The organism is Streptomyces sp. NPDC054765, assembly GCF_053612065.1.
The window spans coordinates 31,688-45,291 of record NZ_JBSHBP010000063.1 but is presented as its reverse complement, the minus strand read 5'-3'; the positions used below and the strand labels follow the sequence as shown (position 1 = coordinate 45,291).

The window sequence follows — 13,604 nt, the reverse complement described above, 5'->3', positions numbered from 1 at the left end:
GCGCCTCCTCCGGCGCCGGGGACCGGCCGTTTTCCGGTCTCTGTCCGCCGTCGGCGCGATGCGACTCGGGTGCTTTTTCGCCAACCCCGTTCGAACAACAGGGAATTCACTTCCGCCGTGCAACCATCCACCGCCGACCGATGTCCAACACTGTGAAATGACCACGCAACGCACTCACCCGACGGGGGTAATTCCGATGAAGCGTTCACGTGCCATCGCAGGATCCGCAGTGCTGGCCGTGGCGAGTATCGCCACGATGACAGCGGCCACCACCGCATCCGCGGCTCCGAAGGCCGCCGCGTACAACGGAGCCTGCGGAAGCGGCTACAGCGTAGTGAATTCCGCACCGGTCAGCGGAAAGGGGACCGTGTACCTGACGTACAGCGCAAGGACCGGAAAGAACTGCGCCGTGACGGTGCGGAACAGCCCCGGTAAGCCGGTGCACATGTACACGTATCTCACACCCAGCGACGGCAGTTCCGCAGGGGTTTACGACAGAGGGGACTACACCTCCTACGCCGGTCCCGTCTATCTGCGCGGGAAGGGCATCTGTGTGGACTGGGGCGGCACGATCGAGTCGGTCAGCGTCAGCGTTTCCGGCTCGAACTGCGGCCGGATGGCAGCGGGCGTCGTGACGCACCACTGAGCCGGCCATGGCGGCGGGTTTCCGGGCGGTGCGCCGCCGGGAGCCCGCCGTTGCCGTGCCGTGCCGCATTGTGGCCGTTCGTGCCGTGGGCGCCGGCGCCCGGTGGGGTGGCCGGCGCCGGGTCGGGCAACACGGCTGCGGCGGGCGGGAGTTCATCGAGCGAGCGGATGTCTGCGCCGGTCTCGATGCGTGCGCGGGTCTCGATGCGTACGCCGGCCCTGCTTCCGCTCTGCGGAGCCGTCCGGAACGGGGTGGTTCAGGCCGGCCGGGCGTGGTGTTCGGCCACGGCGGCGGCCGCGATGTTGCGGGCCATACCGCCGAACACCGCGGCGTGGAAGGGCGAGATGGACCACCAGTACGCATGGCCGGTCAGCCCGTGCGGGTGGAACAGGGCCCGCTGGCCGTAGCGCGTGCGGCCGTGGGCGTCGCGGCCGACCGTCAGCTCCAGCCAGGCCAGGCCGGGGAGCCGCATCTCGGCGCGCAACCGCAGCAGCCGGCCCGGGACGACCTCCTCGACGCGCCAGAAATCGAGCGAGTCACCGACCCGCAGCCGGCCCGCGTCCCGCCGGCCGCGACGCAGCCCCACCCCGCCGACCATCCGGTCCAGCCAGCCGCGCACCGCCCAGGCGAGCGGGAGGGAGTACCACCCGTTGTCGCCGCCGATGCCTTCGACCACCCGCCACAGCACCTCGGGCGGGGCTTCCACGGTCAGCTCCCGCCGGTCGGTGTAGAGGCTGCCGCCGGCCCAATCGGGGTCGGTGGGCAGCGGATCGCTGGGCGCGCCGGGCACCGCGGCGTTGGACCAGCGGGTGGCGACCTCGGCGTCCCGTACCCGGCGCAGCGCCAGTTCCAGCGCGTCGTCGAAGGTGATGGGGTGGCCCGGTGGGTCGGGGTCGGGGACATAGCGGGAGATGTCGTGTTCGTGGCAGACGACCTCGTACCGCAGTGATTCGGCGAGCGGGCGGGCCAGTCCGGGCGGCACGGGGGTGACCAGGCCGATCCAGAGGCTGGACAGGCGCGGGGTGAGCATCGGTATGGGGAGGATCAGCCGCTCGGGCAGCCCGGCGACCCGTGCGTAACGCTGCATCATGTCGCGGTAGGTGAGGATGTCGGGACCGCCGATGTCGAAGGTCCGGCTGAGGTCGTCGGGGAGGCGGGCGCAGCCGACGAGGTAGCGCAGCACATCGCGGACGGCGATCGGCTGGATTCGGGTGCGCACCCAGCTGGGGGTGACCATGACCGGCAGCCGCTCGGTGAGATAGCGCAGCATCTCGAACGAGGCGGAGCCGGAGCCGATGATGACGGCGGCGCGCAGTACGGCGGTGGGGACTCCGGAGGCCAGCAGGATGCCGGCGACCTCGGCGCGGGAGCGCAGGTGCGGCGACAGCTCCCGATCGGGGATGCCCCGGGGGCTGAGTCCGCCGAGGTAGACGATCCGGCGCACTCCGGCGGCGCGGGCCTGGCGGGCGAAGATCTCCGCGGCCGTGCGGTCGGTGTCCTCGAACTTCCGGCCGCTGCCCAGGGCGTGCACCAGGTAGTAGGCGACCTCGACGCCTTCCATGGCGGTACGGACCGAACCGGCGTCGGTGACATCGCCGCGCAGCACCTCCGTGCGGGCGGCCCAGGGGTGGTCGCGCAGCTTCTCCGGTGTCCTGGCCAGCGCCCGTACGGCGTATCCGGCCGCCAGCAGCTCGGGGATCAGCCGGCCGCCGATGTAACCCGTGGCGCCGGTGACCAGGGCGCGCGGGCGAGGTGCGGGCGGCGCCGGGGCCTCGCCTTCGTCGGCCATGTGCACGGCCTCCTCCGGCTGGTGGCAGCACGATGAACCTGCCCGCCAAGTGTGGCACCGGCACCGGCGCGGGGCATCACGGCGCCGGCCGGTGGCAGATGGTTCACGGCGGGGGCGGGGGCTGCGCGGCCCGGGGTGCGCCGGACCGCGCGGCCCGGGGTGCGCCGGGCGGGCCGGTGCTCTCCCGTGCCTCCAGATGCGGCAGTTCGCCCTGGACGGTCCGCAGTGGCCCGCCGTCGAGGACCGCAAGGAGTTCCTGGGCCGCAAGCCTGCCGAAGCCGGGGGTGTCGCGGACGAGGGCGGTCAGCCGGGGGTGGGTGACCCGGCACAGCGCCGAGTCGTCCCAGGCGACGATCGACAGCGCGCCCGGTACGGGGATGCCGCGCCCGGCGGCGACCGAGGCGCCGGCCACGGCCATCACATCGTTGTCGTAGATGAGTGCCGTGGGCGGCTGTGGGGCGTCGAGGAGGCGGCGGGTGGCCTCGGCTCCCTCGGCGTCGGAGTAGTCGGTGGTCACCGAGTGGACCTGCCGGTGGTCGAGGCCCCGCAGGCCCGCTTCGGTGCGCAGCGAGCGGATCCGGCGTGCGGTGTGGGCGAGGCCGGGCAGCCCCGCGATGTGCACGATGCGGCGGTGTCCGAGGCCGTAGAGGTGGTCGAGGACCCGGGCCATGGCCTTGGAGTCGTCGGCCCAGACGGTGGAGAGCAGCGGGTGGGGCGGGGCGGTGGCCGGGCCGGAGGCGTCCGGATCGGAGACGTCCGGCCCAAAGGAGCCGGCCGTATCGGAGGGGCCCGGCGCGGAGACATCCGGCGCCGAGACATCCGGATCGCGCGTGGCCGGGCCGCCGACGACGACCGCGGGCAGACCGAGCGAGGCGAGCAGTCGGGGGCGGGGGTCCTCGGTGCGCGGGTCGACCACGAGGACGCCGTCCACCCGGCGTTCGCCCCACCAGCGGCGGTAGAGCGCGCATTCGGCGTCGAGATCCTCCACGACCTGGAAGAGGAGCGCGATCTTCCGTGCGGAGAGCACTTCCTGGATGCCGGAGACGAGCTGGAGGAAGAAGGACTCCACGCCCAGGGTCCGCGCGGGCCGGGCGAGCACCAGCCCCATGGCACCGGCCCGTTCGCCGGACAGTGCGCGAGCGGCGCTGTTGGCCTGCCAGCCGAGCTCCTCCGCGACGCGGCGTACCCGGGCGCGGGTGTCCTGGGAGACACCGGGCCGGTCGTTGAGCGCGAAGGAGACGGCGCTCTCCGACACCCCGGCCCGGCGGGCGATGTCCTTGATCGTCGGCCGGCGCGCCGGCTTGGGCCGGGCCCCCTCACCAGGCGCTGTCATGGCGGGCTCCCCCTCGAACTGAACCGCATTAGTGCGCCTCAGTCTGATCAGCATGCAGGGGCCTGTCAAACGCTGTACCACCACCGCCGGCGGGGACGCTTTCCCGTCTCGGCAAGGAAACTCGACGACCGGGGTATTGACACCTGCTAAAACGCATTAGTAGCGTCTGCCGCATCGTCGCCCCGGGCCTCGCCGAATAACCTGCCAAACAGCTGTCACGCCCTCCGTGTTCTTTAGGGCTGCGGTAAATAAAGAGGGATTACCGGCCCCTTGCGGCACTCCCTTCCGTGTCTGGTCCGAGCAAAGGAGCCGCCAGCCATGCGTCTACCCCGTCGAGCAGTCGTCGCGACCGCGGCCCTGGTCACCTCTGCGCTCACCCTGACCGCGTGCGGGCCCTCAGGGGGATCCGGCGGACCGGACAGCGCCTTCGGGAAGGTCGAGGGGCAGGTCACCTTCCAGACCTGGAACCTCAAGACCAATTTCAAGAAATATTTCGAGGGGGTCATTGCGGACTTCGAGAAGAAATATCCGGACGCCCGGGTGAAATGGGTGGACCAGCCCGCCGAGGGTTATCCGGAAAAGCTGAGCGCAGATGCTGCGGGCGGCACTCTTCCCGATGTCGTCAATGTGTCGCCGGATCTCGCCTATCCGTTGGCCAAGGCCGGGCTCGCCATGGATCTGGAAAAGGCGGCCGGGAAATACCGTGGCGAGTATCTCGACGGGGCGTGGCGCAGCCACCGGATGCCGGGGCTGCCGGGCGTCTACGCCTTCCCCTGGTATCTGAACACCGGGCCGATGTTCTACAACAAGGCGCTCTTCACCGAGGCCGGACTCGACCCGGAGAAGCCGCCGACGTCATACGACCAGCTCTTCAAGGACGCGGTATCGATGGCGAGGAAGAGCGGCCGCAAGATAGCGATGCTCGCCGCCACCCCGTCGATCGAGGACTTCGGGCGCTATGGCGTACGGCTGATGAACACGCAGGGCACCGCGTTCACCTTCAACGAGCCCAAGGGCGTGGAGCTGCTGCGGCACTACAAGGAGCTGTATGCGGCCGGGGCGCTGGATTCGCAGGCGCTCACCGCGCAGGCCGAGTCCGCCGGGCGGAAGTTCCAGCAGCAGTCCGTGGCCATGAATCCGGGCAGCGCGCACGATCTGGAGAACTTCAAGAAGGAGGCGCCAGGCCTCTACCGGCACATCGGCATCACGGACGCGGTCAACAGCACCGGCAGGGCCAATATGTACGTCCAGGGCCTGATGGTGAATGCGCAGAGCAAGGTCAAACCGGCGGCCGTCGCGTTCGCGCACTTCGTCACCGACCGGAAGAACCAGATGGCCTTCGCCAAGGAGGTCACCATCTTCCCCAGCACAAAAGACTCGCTGGACGACCCGTACTTCACCAAAGAGGACGGCACGGATGCGACCCGGGTGCGGGTGGCCTCGGCCAAGTCGCTGAAGAACGCGGTGAATTACACCCCGGTGCTGCTCAGTGACCAGATGAAGACCGTGCTGCGCAATGCGGTCGCCAAGGCCGTTCAGGGCAAGCAGTCTCCCGGGGCGGCGCTGGACGGCGCGGTCGCCGAGTGCAACCGCCTGCTCAAGACCGGCTGAGACCGAGGCGCTCCGTGAAGACCGAAACGACTCCGCGCGGCCGGGGCACCCCCGGCCCCCCTCCCGCCCCGGTTGCCGCTCCCCCGCCGGCCTCCGCACGGCGGCGCCCGGGAAGCGGCATCCGGACGCATCTGCCGTCCAGCCCCTGGCTGTTCCTGGCTCCCGGGCTGCTGATCGTCGCCGCATTCAGCCTGTATCCGTTCCTGAGCACGGTGGCGCACTCCTTCACCGACGCGCGCACCCTCACGACAGGGCAGTTCGTCGGCGGCGCCAATTACCGGGAGCTGATCCATGACGCCATGTTCTGGACGGGGCTGCGCAACAGCCTCCTCTATGTCCTCGGGGCCGTACCGCTCCTGGTGGTCCTCCCCCTGCTGCTGGCCATGCTGGTGCAGCGGCAGATCCCCGGGATCACCTTCTTCCGGGCCGCGTTCTACACCCCGGTCGTCGCCTCCGTCGTGGTCGTCGGTCTGATCTGGGTGTGGCTGCTGGACGACCGGGGGCTGATCAACGCGCTGCTGGAGGGACTGGGCTTCGGCAGGGTCGGCTTTCTCAGCGATCCGTGGCTGCTGCTGCTCAGCGCGATGGCGGTCACGGTCTGGAAGGGGCTCGGCTACTACATGATCATTTATCTGGCGGCGCTGGCCAATGTCCCCCGGGAACTGCACGAGGCGTGCGCGGTCGACGGCGCGGGGGCGGTGCGCCGCTTCCTTACCGTCACGGTGCCCGCGCTGCGCTCCACGATGGTGCTGGTGGCCGCGCTCTCCTCGGTCGGGGCCTTCAAGGTGTTCTCCGAGGTCTATCTGATGGCCGGCCCGACGGGCGGCCCCGGCGGCGAGGACACCACTTTGGTGATGCTCGTCCAGCAGGTGGGCACCGGTCTCAGCGGGCGGGTGGGCTATGCCTCCGCGCTGTCCGTGGTGGTCTTCGTCCTCACCCTCGGGCTGATGCTGCTGGTGCTGCGCGCCAACCGCAGGGAGGAGCGGTGAGCGCCTCCGCCCGGCCGGCGCCGGACCGGCGGACCGGGTGGGAGCGCGCCGAGCGGCGCCGGCTGCCGCGGTGGCAGCTGCCGCTCCGCTATCTGCTGCTGCTCGCCGTGCTGGCGCTGACCGTCGGGCCGTTCCTGTGGCAGCTGTCCACCTCCCTCAAGGGCCCCGGCGAGGACATCTACCGCTATCCGCCGAGTCTGATCCCGCACGAGGCGACGCTCGGGAATTACGCCGGCGTCGCACAGATCATCCCCGTCTGGGACTTCGCGCTGAACTCCCTCGAGGTCGCCGTCGCCAATGTGCTCACCAACTGCGCGGGCGCGGCACTCGCGGGCTACGCCCTGGCCCGGATGCGCTTCAGGGGCCGTAAGACCGCACTGGCCGTCTTCATCATGGCGATGCTGGTGCCGGTCGAGAGCATCATGATCGCCCAGTTTGTGACGATGCGGGAGCTCCAGCTCAACGACACCCTGCTCGCGGTGGTGCTGCCCGGCTGCATCGGGGCGATGAATGTGCTGCTGATGCGCAACGCCTTCGCGGGCCTGCCGTACGAGGTCGAGGAGGCCGCGTACGTCGACGGCGCCGGCGCCTGGCAGCGGTTCGTGCGGATCGCACTGCCGTCGGTCAGGGGCACCCTGGCGGTGGTGGCGGTCTTCGCCTTCATGGGGGCCTGGGACGACTTCCTGTGGCCGCTGATCGTGCTGAGCGACCAGTCGAAGTTCACCCTGACCATCGGCCTGAACTTTCTGCACGGCACCTTCGCCGACAATCAGCGGCTGGTCGCGGCCGGTACCGTGATCGCCGTGCTCCCGCTGATCGTGCTGTTCGTCTGTCTGCAGCGCTCCTTCTTCCGCGGGGTCGGCGAGGGCGCCGTCAAGGGCTGAGCCGGCCCGGCCCCGACCCCGCACCGGCCCGCTCCCCCTCACAGGAAGCTCCCTGCCCGTGCCGCACACCACCCGCCGCCCGGCGCACTTCCACGCCGGCTCCGCGCTTGGCCAAGACCTCCCGCCGCGCTTCGGCGCCAACTACACGCCCGCCGAGGGCTGGTTCCACCACTGGCTGGACTTCGATCTGGATTCCGTACGCGCCGACCTCGACTCCCTCGCCGGCCTCGGCCTGGACCACATCCGGGTTTTCCCGTTGTGGCCGCTGTTCCAGCCCAACCGCACCCTGATCCGGCCGCGCGCGGTGGAACAGCTGGTGCAGCTCGCGGACGCCGCGGCCGAGCGCGGCCTCGACGTCAATGCCGACGGGCTGCAGGGCCATCTGTCGAGCTTCGACTTCCTGCCCGCCTGGACGCGGACCTGGCACCGCCGCAACCTCTTCACCGACCCGGAGGTGCTGTCCGGTCAGGAGGAGTATCTGCGGACGCTGGCGGCCGCGCTCGCCGACCGGCCCAACTTCCTCGGGATGACGCTCGGCAACGAGATCAACCAGTTCTCCGACGCCCCGCACCCGGACCCCGACCGGATCACCGAAGCGCAGGCCACGGCCTGGCTGGAACGGATGCTGGCGGCGTGCGAACGAGGTGCGCCGGGGCGGATGCATCTCCATGCCGCCTACGACGCCGCCTGGTACCAGGACGGCCATCCCTTCACCCCCGCGCAGGCTGCCCGGCTGGGCGCCGTCACGGCCGTGCACTCCTGGGTGTTCAACGGCACGGCACAGCGGCACGGTCCCACCGGTACCGCCACCGAGCAGCACGCCGCCTATCTCATCGAGCTGTCCAAGGCCTGGGCGAGGGACCCGCACCGCCCGGTCTGGCTCCAGGAGGTCGGCGCGCCCGCACCGCACATCCCCGAGGAGGCGGCGGCGCGGTTCACCGAGGCCACCGTCGTCAACGCACTGGACTGCCAGGACGTCTGGGGCATCACCTGGTGGTGTTCACACGATGTGTCACGGTCGCTGGCCGACTTTCCCGAACTGGAGTACGGGCTGGGGCTGCTCGGCAGCGACCGCGGGGTCAAGCCGGCGGGGAGGGCGATCGCGGCGCTGGTCGCGGACCGGCGCGGCCGTACGCACCGTGCGCCGGTACGCACCACCGCGCTGGCCGTCGATACCGGAGGGGGCGACGCCGCGCCCCGCCGTTCGGTGTGCGCGCCCGGCGGCCCGGTCTTCGAGGCCTGGGCCGAGCTCACCGCCCAGGGCGTCCGCCCGGCCCTCGTCCTGGCCGAACTCGCCTCCGACAGCGCCCATTTGACGTCCCGCGGCATCACCGAAGTCTGCACACCCGAGGAGGTCGGCCGGCCCCCGCACCGGCCGTCGTCGCCCTTCCCCCAACGGAGGAGCACCTCATGAACCGGTACCCGTCCCCCGTGTCCCGCCGCCGGGTACTCCCGGCCGGGGCAGACTCCGCGGCGGCCCTGCTCGGTCCGTCCCCCGGAGACGGCACCGAGGCCGCCGCCGGCCGCCCCCGCGCCGCGGACTGGCTGCCGCCCGGCTCGGGGTACGCGCCGTGCACGAACTGTTCACCGTCTCGAAGCCATCGAGGACCCGACTCCCCTGGTACGTCACGACTGTCCCCCGGCCGCCGCCGCGCCACCTCTCAACGCTACGGAGCCTTCGCCCATGCATGACGACCGCGCACTGACCGAAGCCCGCCTCCGGCGCGTCCTGGAGGAGCGCATCCGGCCCGCGCTGTATCCGGAATCGGTTCCCCTCCAGGTCGCGGCCTGGGTCGCACCGGGCGAGCCGGTGCCGGTGGCCGAGGGCCTGGCCGCCGCCCATACGCCGGTGGCGGTGGGGGACGCCTGGGGCGCGCCCTGGGGTACGACGTGGTTCAAGGTCCGGGGTGAGGTGCCGCGGGCCTGGGCCGGCCGCACCGTGGAGGCGGTGCTCGACCTGGGCTTCGACGAGCGGATGCCGGGCTTCCAGTGCGAGGCGCTGGTCCATCTGCCCGACGGCACCCCGGTCAAGGCAATCAACCCACGGAATCAGTGGGTGCGGGTGGGCGCACCGGTGCGCGGCGGGGAACGCGTCGCCTGGCATCTGGAGGCCGCGTCCAATCCGGTGATCCTCGATGTCCCCCCGTTCCGGCCGACCTCGCTGGGCGACCGGGAGACGGCGGGCAGCGCGCCGCAGTACCGGCTGTCCCGGATGGACCTTGCGGTGTTCGACACCGAGGTGTGGGAGCTGATCCAGGATCTGGAGGTGCTGGGCGAGCTCATGGCGGAGCTTGCGGTGGACGGCCCGCGGCGCTGGGAGCTGCTGCGGGCGGTGGGCCGGGCACTGGACGCGGTGGACCTTCAGAACGTCAACGGAACGGCAACGGCGGCGCGGGCGGAACTGCGTACCGTGCTGTCGGCGCCGGCCGGGGCCTCGGCGCACCGCATCAGCGCGGTGGGGCATGCGCATATCGATTCGGCGTGGCTGTGGCCGCTGCGCGAGACGGTGCGGAAGGTGGCCCGGACGGCGTCGAACATGACGGCGCTGCTGGAGGACGAGCCGGAGTTCGTGTTCGCCATGTCGCAGGCGCAGCAGTACGCCTGGCTCAAGGAGCACCGGCCCGAGGTCTACGCCAAGGTCAAGAAGGCGGTGGCGGAGGGGCGGTTCGTGCCGGCGGGCGGTATGTGGGTGGAGTCGGACACCAATATGCCCGGGTCGGAGGCGATGGCCCGGCAGTTCGTGCACGGCAAGCGGTTCTTCCTGGAGGAGTTCGGCGTCGAGAACGAGGAGGCGTGGCTGCCGGACACCTTCGGTTTCGCCGCGGGGCTGCCGCAGATCATCAAGTCAGCGGGGTCGAAATGGCTGCTGACGCAGAAGATCTCCTGGAGTCAGGTCAATGCGTTTCCGCATCACACCTTCCGCTGGGAGGGCATCGACGGCACCCGGATCTTCACCCACTTCCCACCGGTGGACACCTACAACTGCCGGATGGCGGGCAGTGAAATCGCCCATGCGGCACGGAACTTCAAGGACAAGGGGGTGGCGCGGCACTCGCTCGCGCCGACCGGCTGGGGTGACGGGGGCGGCGGCACCACCCGCGAGATGATCGCCAAGGCCCGCCGGCTGCGTGATCTGGACGGTTCGGCGAAGGTGGAGTGGGAGAAGCCCGCGGACTTCTTCGCGAAGGCTCAGGCGGAGTACCCCCAGGCGCCGGTATGGGTCGGCGAGCTGTACCTGGAGCTGCATCGGGCGACCCTCACCAGCCAGGCGAAGACCAAGCGCGGCAACCGGCGCAGCGAACAGCTGCTGCGGGAGGCCGAACTCTGGTCGGCCACGGCGGCCGTGCTGGTGCAACACCCGTATCCCTACGAGGCGTTGGACCGTCTCTGGAAGACGGTGCTGCTCCACCAGTTCCATGACATCCTGCCCGGTTCCTCCATCGCCTGGGTACATCGCGAGGCGGTGAAGACCTATGCGGCGGTCGCGGCCGAGCTGGAGGACATCGTCGGGGCCGCGCTGACCGCGCTGGCCGGCCGGGGAGACCGCGAGCTGGTGGCGAACTCCGCGCCGCACGCCCGCGGCGGGGTCGCGGCCGGAGCCGTGGCCCCCTCGGCCGGCGGGGGGCCAAAGGTGGCCGCCGTGCCGCGCGACGGCGGCGGATTCACCCTCACCAACGGTCTGCTGCGGATCGAGATCGACGGCCGCGGCCTGGTGGTCTCCGCCTATGACCGGGCCGCCGCACGCGAGGCCGTCGCGCCCGGCGGGGCGGCGAATCTGCTGCAGATCCACCCGGACTTCCCCAATATGTGGGACGCCTGGGACGTGGACGCCTTCTACCGCAATGTCGTCACCGATCTGACGGATGCGGACGAGGTGGTGCTCGGCGAGGCGTCCGGCGAGGCCGCGACGGTGCGGGTCACCCGTACCTTCGGCGGCTCCCGGGTCGTGCAGTCGCTGACGCTGGCACGCGGGCAGCGGCGTCTGGACCTCGACACCGAGGTCGACTGGCACGAGACCGAGAAGTTCCTCAAGGCCGCGTTCCCTCTCGACCTGCACGCCGGACGCTATGCGGCGGAGACCCAGTTCGGGCATCTGTACCGGCCCACGCACACCAACACCAGCTGGGAGGCGGCCAAGTTCGAGGCCTGTGCGCACCGGTTCGTCCACCTGGAGGAGCCGGGCTGGGGTGTGGCCCTGGTCAATGACGCGACCTACGGTCATGACGTCACCCGTACCGTCCGGGAGGACGGCGACCGTGGCACCACCACGACTGTCCGGCTCTCCCTGCTGCGGGCGCCGCGGTTCCCCGACCCGGAAACCGACCAGGGCCTGCACCGCTTCCGCTATGCGCTGGTCCCCGGCGCCGCCATCGGTGACGCGGTACGCGAGGGCCATCGCATCAATCTGCCCGAGCGCCGGATCACCGGTGCCGGAGCGGTCGCGCCCCTGGTCTCGGTCGACAATGACGCGGCGGTGGTCACCGCGGTCAAGCTCGCCGACGATACGAGCGGCGATGTGATCGTCCGTCTTCACGAGGCACACGGCGGGCGGGCCACCGCCGCCCTGACCACCGCCTTCGAGCCGGCCCACGTCACCGCCACCGATCTGCTGGAGCGCCCGACCGCGGACGGTCCGGTGCTCGACCGGCGGGGGCACACGGTCCGGATGAACCTCCGCCCGTTCCAGATCGTGACCGTACGGCTGACCCGGGCGGGCGGTCGGTAGGGCGGTCGGTAGGGGCCGGACGCAGGGACGGCGGGCGGGCCCGGGGCGCCGCAACGCCCCGGGCCCCCCCCAGCGCGACCGGGCGTCGCGACAGCTGTCCCGTCGCAGCTCCTGCCGCCGCTCACGCCCGGGGCCGCGCCCGGCCGCCTTGCCACGGCCCGGTTCACGGCCGTACGCCGCTTCGCGGTCCGGGTCCAGGCCCAGCATGTCCATCAACAACGACAGGTCGTCCGCGTCGCGCGCACGGCCGGCCAGCGCCTTCCTGGCCAGCCGTCGTTCCTCGTCACACGGCATGGCGCGCGGCGCGGGGGCATCGGCACTGCGGTGTTCATCGCTCACCGCTGCATTCTCGGCCGGGTCGCACCACCGTGCCCGTCGGGCGGGCCGAAGGCCGCCCGACGGAAACCGCCGGGCCCGCACTGCTCCAAAGGCATGAACGGAGCCCCCGGTCCCGCTGCCCGCGCACTGCTCACCGGTTTGGCCGGAGACCGGAAACCCGGTCGGCTCCCACGCCGGCGCCAAGAACGACGGCGCCGCGCGGGCCGGGCCCGTCGACGACGACACCCGCAGGCCGACCGGGCCCAGGAGCGGCTTTGGCATCACTCGGACACCGGACGACGGCACCGTATAGCGCGGGCAACGCTGAAGGGCCCGAAAACCGGTGTCACCGGAAGCCTCCGGGGAGGGCTCCGCAGGAGTACCACGCCCCGGAATACGCCAGATACGCCAGGAGCGGATTTCCGGCCCTGATAGCCCTGCCGGGTGGCCTGGGCATGGCCCCCTGCCGGGTGGCGTGGGCCGCCCGGCAGGGGGCCGGCACCACGCCGGGGACTACCGGAAAGGCATGGCCGCCGGTTCGGTCACGTTCCCCGGCGACCGGATGAAGGCCCCGGTACCGAGCGGTCCCTGAACCGTGCGCCACGGCAGCCAAGGCGCGCCCCGGCGGTGCCCACGGCGCGCGGATGCAGATCACCTGGCAGGGGGTGATGCTGGAGTCGTGGGGGGACCGTGCTGAGGAGGACGACTCATGTCCATGATGGACAAGATCAAGAGCATGCTGAAGGGCCACGAAAGCCAGACGGACAAGGGCATCGACAAGACCGGCGACATGGTCGACGACAAGACCCAGGGCAAGTACAAGGGCCAGGTCGATACGGGCCAGGACAAGATGCGGGACCAGTTCGGCGGCGGCCAGGGCCAGGACCGGCCGCCCCAGCCCTGAGCCGACGGCTCCTCCGGCGAAGGTCCGCCGTCGCGGCCGACGGCCCTTTGCTGCCACCCGCGGCCGACCGGGTGAGACCCACGCCCCGCTCCACACACCGGCGCCCGCTCCCCGGGCCGGGAGCGGGCGCCGACAGCGAGTCCGCCGGACCTACGCCAGCCGGATCTTCTCCGCCTGGGGGCCCTTGTGGCCCTGGGTGACCTCGAAGGTCACCTTCTGGCCCTCCTGCAGCTCGCGGAAGCCCGTGGCGTCGATGTTGGAGTAGTGCGCGAAGACGTCGGCGCCGCCGCCGTCCTGTGCGATAAAGCCGAAGCCCTTCTCCGAGTTGAACCACTTCACCGTGCCGGACGCCATTTCCGTCTCCTTCGTTCAAGGGGCTCGAATCGGGTTCCGCATGCTGCGGA

General features: G+C 71.2%; 10 protein-coding genes. 7 read left to right on the top strand and 3 right to left on the bottom strand.

Annotated features, from left to right (window positions below):
• The first annotated feature begins 196 nt into the window (after nucleotides 1-196).
• A complete protein-coding gene (locus tag ACWGJY_RS30070; RefSeq protein WP_453264012.1) occupies nucleotides 197-646 on the top strand; it encodes a spore-associated protein A in 450 nt (149 codons plus the stop codon).
• A 256-nt stretch (nucleotides 647-902) separates the two neighbouring features.
• On the opposite strand, the gene ACWGJY_RS30065 is transcribed toward ACWGJY_RS30070, so the two are convergent.
• Together ACWGJY_RS30065 and ACWGJY_RS30060 are read right to left on the bottom strand one after the other, a co-directional pair.
• Nucleotides 903-2,435 carry an SDR family oxidoreductase gene (locus tag ACWGJY_RS30065; RefSeq protein ID WP_453264011.1) on the bottom strand — a complete coding sequence of 511 codons (1,533 nt, stop codon included), beginning with the start codon at nucleotides 2,433-2,435 and terminating at the stop codon, nucleotides 903-905.
• 103 nt (nucleotides 2,436-2,538) lie between these two features.
• A complete protein-coding gene (locus tag ACWGJY_RS30060) occupies nucleotides 2,539-3,768 on the bottom strand; it encodes a LacI family DNA-binding transcriptional regulator (RefSeq protein ID WP_453264010.1) in 1,230 nt (409 codons plus the stop codon).
• Between the two features lie 318 nt (nucleotides 3,769-4,086).
• Here ACWGJY_RS30060 and ACWGJY_RS30055 point away from each other — a divergent pair, with 318 nt between their 5' ends.
• The 6 genes from ACWGJY_RS30055 (at nucleotide 4,087) to ACWGJY_RS30030 (ending at nucleotide 13,200) form a co-directional block, all read left to right on the top strand.
• Complete coding sequence (locus ACWGJY_RS30055) at nucleotides 4,087-5,379, top strand: ABC transporter substrate-binding protein (protein WP_453264009.1); 1,293 nt, start codon at nucleotides 4,087-4,089, stop codon at nucleotides 5,377-5,379.
• A 119-nt stretch (nucleotides 5,380-5,498) separates the two neighbouring features.
• Nucleotides 5,499-6,368: a carbohydrate ABC transporter permease gene (locus tag ACWGJY_RS30050; RefSeq protein ID WP_453264015.1), complete on the top strand. Its 870-nt coding sequence runs from the start codon at nucleotides 5,499-5,501 to the stop codon at nucleotides 6,366-6,368.
• Nucleotides 6,365-7,252 carry a carbohydrate ABC transporter permease gene (locus ACWGJY_RS30045; RefSeq protein ID WP_453264008.1) on the top strand — a complete coding sequence of 296 codons (888 nt, stop codon included), beginning with the start codon at nucleotides 6,365-6,367 and terminating at the stop codon, nucleotides 7,250-7,252. Before ACWGJY_RS30050 ends, ACWGJY_RS30045 begins: the two co-directional genes overlap by 4 nt.
• Nucleotides 7,253-7,427: 175 nt before the next feature.
• Nucleotides 7,428-8,666, top strand: a complete 1,239-nt coding sequence (locus ACWGJY_RS30040; protein WP_453264014.1) for a glycoside hydrolase 5 family protein — start codon at nucleotides 7,428-7,430, stop codon at nucleotides 8,664-8,666.
• Between the two features lie 270 nt (nucleotides 8,667-8,936).
• A complete protein-coding gene (locus tag ACWGJY_RS30035; protein ID WP_453264007.1) occupies nucleotides 8,937-11,978 on the top strand; it encodes an alpha-mannosidase in 3,042 nt (1,013 codons plus the stop codon).
• 1,027 nt (nucleotides 11,979-13,005) lie between these two features.
• A complete protein-coding gene (locus ACWGJY_RS30030) occupies nucleotides 13,006-13,200 on the top strand; it encodes an antitoxin (RefSeq protein WP_453264006.1) in 195 nt (64 codons plus the stop codon).
• A 150-nt stretch (nucleotides 13,201-13,350) separates the two neighbouring features.
• On the opposite strand, the gene ACWGJY_RS30025 is transcribed toward ACWGJY_RS30030, so the two are convergent.
• Nucleotides 13,351-13,554: a cold-shock protein gene (locus ACWGJY_RS30025; RefSeq protein WP_006601696.1), complete on the bottom strand. Its 204-nt coding sequence runs from the start codon at nucleotides 13,552-13,554 to the stop codon at nucleotides 13,351-13,353.
• Nucleotides 13,555-13,604: the final 50 nt, after the last annotated feature.

Coding starts and splice junctions, on each gene's coding strand:
- ACWGJY_RS30065 (WP_453264011.1), bottom strand. CDS start 2,435: ATGGCCGACGAAGGCGAGGCCCCGGCGCCGCCCGCACCTCGCCCGCGC.
- ACWGJY_RS30030 (WP_453264006.1), top strand. CDS start 13,006: ATGTCCATGATGGACAAGATCAAGAGCATGCTGAAGGGCCACGAAAGC.
- ACWGJY_RS30060 (WP_453264010.1), bottom strand. CDS start 3,768: ATGACAGCGCCTGGTGAGGGGGCCCGGCCCAAGCCGGCGCGCCGGCCG.
- ACWGJY_RS30055 (WP_453264009.1), top strand. CDS start 4,087: ATGCGTCTACCCCGTCGAGCAGTCGTCGCGACCGCGGCCCTGGTCACC.
- ACWGJY_RS30025 (WP_006601696.1), bottom strand. CDS start 13,554: ATGGCGTCCGGCACGGTGAAGTGGTTCAACTCGGAGAAGGGCTTCGGC.
- ACWGJY_RS30035 (WP_453264007.1), top strand. CDS start 8,937: ATGCATGACGACCGCGCACTGACCGAAGCCCGCCTCCGGCGCGTCCTG.
- ACWGJY_RS30070 (WP_453264012.1), top strand. CDS start 197: ATGAAGCGTTCACGTGCCATCGCAGGATCCGCAGTGCTGGCCGTGGCG.